Source organism: Polynucleobacter sp. 39-46-10, from assembly GCF_002282275.1.
Genome location: NZ_NCJB01000223.1, coordinates 1 through 4,043, shown reverse-complemented (window position 1 = coordinate 4,043; position 4,043 = coordinate 1). Strand labels below are relative to the sequence as shown.

General features: G+C 46.8%; 6 protein-coding genes. 5 read left to right on the top strand and 1 reads right to left on the bottom strand.

Translation table 11 applies throughout. The annotated features are described in order from the left end of the window. Positions 1-958 (top strand): selenide, water dikinase SelD (gene selD / locus B7X71_RS13130; protein ID WP_293600975.1); only part of this gene is annotated, 958 nt, incomplete at its 5' end. Positions 959-985: 27 nt separating this feature from the next. Further along, entirely contained in the window at positions 986-1,279 is a 294-nt protein-coding gene (locus B7X71_RS13125) for a DUF1330 domain-containing protein (protein WP_293598536.1), read from the top strand. A gap of 57 nt (positions 1,280-1,336) precedes the next feature. On the opposite strand, the gene B7X71_RS13120 is transcribed toward B7X71_RS13125, so the two are convergent. Continuing rightward, entirely contained in the window at positions 1,337-1,525 is a 189-nt protein-coding gene (locus B7X71_RS13120) for a hypothetical protein (RefSeq protein ID WP_015421310.1), read from the bottom strand. Between the two features lie 261 nt (positions 1,526-1,786). Between B7X71_RS13120 and B7X71_RS13115 the strand changes: the two genes are divergently transcribed. From B7X71_RS13115 to B7X71_RS13105, 3 genes are read left to right on the top strand one after another with little or no spacing between them, the layout of a single operon-like run. Then, positions 1,787-3,373, top strand: a complete 1,587-nt coding sequence (locus B7X71_RS13115) for a rhodanese homology domain-containing protein (RefSeq protein WP_293599438.1) — start codon at positions 1,787-1,789, stop codon at positions 3,371-3,373. Beyond that, entirely contained in the window at positions 3,345-3,719 is a 375-nt protein-coding gene (locus tag B7X71_RS13110) for a hypothetical protein (protein WP_293600974.1), read from the top strand. Before B7X71_RS13115 ends, B7X71_RS13110 begins: the two co-directional genes overlap by 29 nt. Beyond that, the gene (locus B7X71_RS13105; RefSeq protein WP_293599436.1) at positions 3,709-3,945 is read left to right on the top strand and encodes a TIGR02450 family Trp-rich protein; all 237 of its coding nucleotides are present in this window, start codon (positions 3,709-3,711) and stop codon (positions 3,943-3,945) included. The genes B7X71_RS13110 and B7X71_RS13105 overlap by 11 nt, the downstream gene beginning before the upstream one ends. The last annotated feature ends 98 nt before the right edge of the window (positions 3,946-4,043 follow it).

Below are 4,043 nucleotides of genomic sequence, written 5' to 3'. Positions count from 1 at the left end.
TCCACAACTACCCTTTCCTAAAGAGCTCTTGATTGGCATTGAGACCTCAGATGATGCCGCCGTATATCAAATCAATGAGTCGCAAGCGATTGTTGCCACAACGGATTTCTTTATGCCAATCGTGGATGATCCATTTGATTTTGGCAAGATTGCTGCCACGAATGCGATCAGCGATATTTATGCCATGGGCGGCACTCCAATATTTGCCTTAGCGCTTGTTGGCATGCCAATTAAGGTGCTATCAAATGCAACCATTGCCCGAATCTTAGAAGGCGGTGCTGAGGCTTGTAGATCTGCTGGTATTCCGATTGCTGGCGGTCACACGATTGATTCAGTTGAACCCATTTACGGCTTAGTTGCTATCGGCATTGTTGACCCCAAACTCGTGAAGAGTAATGCCGCCGCTGAGGCTGATGATGTACTCATTTTAGGCAAACCATTGGGAGTGGGCATTCTATCTGCCGCCCTCAAGAAAGATCTGCTCGATGGTGCAGGCTACCAAGAGATGATCGCCAACACAACTAAGTTAAATTCTGCTGGTCCAGACCTAGCCAAACTGGCTGGCGTACATGCCTTAACCGATGTGACCGGTTTTGGCCTAGCAGGCCATACTTTGGAACTGGCTCGCGCTTCAAAACTGACTGCGCAAATTGACTGGCAACAAGTACCCCTAATTTCTCAGGTTCAGGATCTAGCTGATCAGGGAGTCATTACGGGCGCATCTGATCGCAACTGGCAAAGCTACGGCTCACAGGTCCATTTACCAAAACAATTTAGCCCCGCACAACAAGCGCTTCTCACCGATCCTCAAACTAGTGGTGGTCTGTTGGTTTCTTGTAGCGCAGATGCCGTGAGCGCTGTGATAGAGATCTTTAGACAGCATGGCTTTGCTAGCGCCTGTGTCATTGGGAAAATGGCCAGCAAGCAAAATCAGTCTCTAGAGGTATTGCTCCAATAAACTTGTTATATTTTTTCGGGGGATAGCATGGGGATTAAGGTAATTGGCCTCATTCAGGTAAATGACCCAGAGGCATTTGAGGAGTATCGGTCTCAAGTGGGGGCTACGGTAGCCCTATATCAAGGGAAAATTGCAAGCCGAGGATCATTTCGTTCATTCCTCTGGAATGAATTGGAGTGCGATTCGTTTAGTGCATTTGTAGAACTAGAGTTTCCGAGCCTATCGGACTCCCAGGCATGGGCTAGTAGCCCAGAATATCAAGGCTTGCTGCCAGTCAGAAGCAGAGCCATGAAGTTAACCTTATTTTCTGTCGGCGAATAAAAATAAAGCCCAGCTCCTTTTGGGGGCTAGGCTGAATTTAATTCGGAGAAAGAAGAATTACTTCTTCGCTTCCATCGCTTCTTTAGTGGCTGTAATTTCTTTACGACGCTCTTTGCAAGCCCCAGCAATTTCCTGCAAAGCCTTACGAGCACGCGCAGCGGATGCCTTAACACCCTTTTCAATAAACTTTTCGTTTTCTGCTTTATAAGTTTCGAAAGCAGCCAACAATGTATCGTGTTGTGACATCTTGTCTCCTATGTAACCGTTCAATGTGTGAGTAATCAGCTCAGAATTAGTATATCCCTATAAAAACCACAGGATTTGATCGGCGATATCAGGGATAACTCTTAGATTCTATAAATCCCCCAAAATAACAAAAACTATTAAAAACCAACGGAGACACACGTGAAAACAGAAATAAGCCTGTTTTATGGGCTGACGCCCTAAAAACCCCGCCCCAATTAGATTTACCCCGAAATTGACCCCCTTAATCAATATAGAAAAAGAATGATGTCCATCAAAAATCAAGACTACGCTTTTGTTCGCAATAAGCTCCTCAAAAAAGAAGAGGTTGCATTCCTTGATGTGCGCGAAGAAGATCCTCATGCTCAGGAGCATCCTTTATTTGCAGCTAATTTTCCGCTATCCCGTATTGAAGTTGATGCCCTTAGCAAGCTTCCCAGAAAAGATGTGCCAATCGTTACGCTCGATGATGGCGAAGGTTCCGCGCAGCTGGCAGCACAGAGACTCTCTGAACTTGGCTACCTGGATGTATCCGTTTTTCAGGGCGGAGTAAAGGCATGGAAAGCTGCAGGCGGTGAAGTATTTAAAGATGTGAATGTGCCCAGCAAATCTTTTGGGGAGTTTGTAGAATCCAAAAGACATACGCCCTCCCTATCCGCGCAAGAAGTAAAGAAGTTGCTTGATGACAAAGAAGATGTTGTAGTGGTTGACGTGCGTCGCTTTGATGAATATCAAACCATGAGCATCCCTACTGGTATTAGCGTGCCTGGCGCCGAACTGGTTTTGCGCGTTCCTGAGCTCGCACCTAACCCAAAGACCAAGATCATCGTGAACTGCGCAGGGAGAACGCGTAGCATCTTAGGTACACAGTCCTTGATCAATGCAGGAATCCCCAATGAGGTGAATGCATTACGTAATGGCACTATTGGCTGGACCTTGGCTGGTCAAGAGCTGGATAAGGGCCAAAGTCGCAAATTTACAGAGGTGAGTGATAGCACTGCTAGTGAAGCCGCACAACGCGCACGTAGTGTTGCTGACAAAGCGGGAGTGAAGCGAGTAACGCTTGCAGATATCGCGCAGTGGAAATCCCAAACTGATCGCACTACTTATTTCTTTGATCCAAGAACACCTGAAGAATATGAGGCAGGACATCTTCCTGGATTTCGCTCAACGCCAGGCGGTCAATTGGTACAAGAAACAGAAATGGTTGTGCCTGTTCGAGGCGCTCGCATTGTTCTATCCGACCCGGGCGGCGTTAGAGCAAACATGCCCGCCTCATGGCTTGCACAGATGGCATGGGATGTCTATGTCATTGATGGCATCAAAGAATCTGATCTGACTGAGAAAGGCCCATGGAAGCAGGCCCTACCAGCATCACCAAAGATTCAAACGGTGGATGCAACCACTGCTTCTGCATGGTTGAAAAATGATGGTGACACGATTGTGATAGATCTTAGTACCCATGCAAATTATGTAAAAGGTCATATTCCGGGTGGCTGGTTTGCACTACGCTCACAGTTTTCCACTGCTATGAAAAATCTACCAACAGCAAATCGTTATGTACTTACGAGTACTACCGGTGAACTAGCGGTATTTGCTGCCAATGAAATTCAGTTGCTAACAAAGGCTAGTGTATTTGTTTTATCCAGTGGCAATAAGGCATGGATGGATGCGGGCCTTGAGATGGAAAAGGGTCCTACCCACTTAGCGTCCCCTCCGATGGATCGTTACAAGCGCCCATACGAAGGCACCAGCGTAGATCCCGCTGCTATGCAAGCTTACCTAGACTGGGAGTTTGGACTGGTAGAGCAACTTGGCAAGGATGGCACCCATCACTTCTGGGTACTTTAAATCTGATCTGAATGGTGGCGCCTTATTGGCGCCACCTCTTTTAATGCCGCCAATGTTCAGAAAAATCATCCTATTAGTTTTTGCCTTAGGGCTTTCAGCCTGCGGAAGAGAAACGTATACCACCTGGTCATGCATAGATGATGCTGGGTCCAAATCAACGATGATTTTGAAAAAGGCGCAGATGCAGTTTCAGGATCTTCAATATGGCTACTGTGGAAGCCTTGGCCCTCTGAGCTATTTTGATCTGAAGTGCCCAGGACAAATTCAGGAGTCCAGCCAAATCTTTACGCCCAGCTCAGGCAAACTGATCAGCAGCGGAAAAGAACTGAAGTGCAATGCCCTCTAAAGAACACAACCCCCTCAACCCCAAGAAACTGCTTCTGACTAAGTGGACTGCTGTAAAGCCGACACACAAACGAAAACATTTTCTGGTGAGTAAAGTCATTTTGCCGGAGTTACCAGAAGCTGCCATTGAGCTGGTTGAGCTGGAGGCCGTATTTGATAAGAGCGTTCAGGTAATTGCCTGGCGTGATTTAAAAAATACAGAGATCTGGCTCCAAGGCTGGGTGTAAAAAAGCCACCCGTATGAACTGACCCCCAAAAGTTGGACCTTATGTCCAACCAAGGGGGTTTTGTTTTATGAGCAAGTACAGTAAGCAGTTCAAGCTAA

What these genes read in the sequence shown, in the direction of transcription:
- B7X71_RS13110 (WP_293600974.1), top strand. Translation starts at nt 3,345, where the DNA reads ATGGCACCCATCACTTCTGGGTACTTTAAATCTGATCTGAATGGTGGC.
- B7X71_RS13125 (WP_293598536.1), top strand. Translation starts at nt 986, where the DNA reads ATGGGGATTAAGGTAATTGGCCTCATTCAGGTAAATGACCCAGAGGCA.
- B7X71_RS13120 (WP_015421310.1), bottom strand. Translation starts at nt 1,525, where the DNA reads ATGTCACAACACGATACATTGTTGGCTGCTTTCGAAACTTATAAAGCA.
- B7X71_RS13105 (WP_293599436.1), top strand. Translation starts at nt 3,709, where the DNA reads ATGCCCTCTAAAGAACACAACCCCCTCAACCCCAAGAAACTGCTTCTG.
- B7X71_RS13115 (WP_293599438.1), top strand. Translation starts at nt 1,787, where the DNA reads ATGATGTCCATCAAAAATCAAGACTACGCTTTTGTTCGCAATAAGCTC.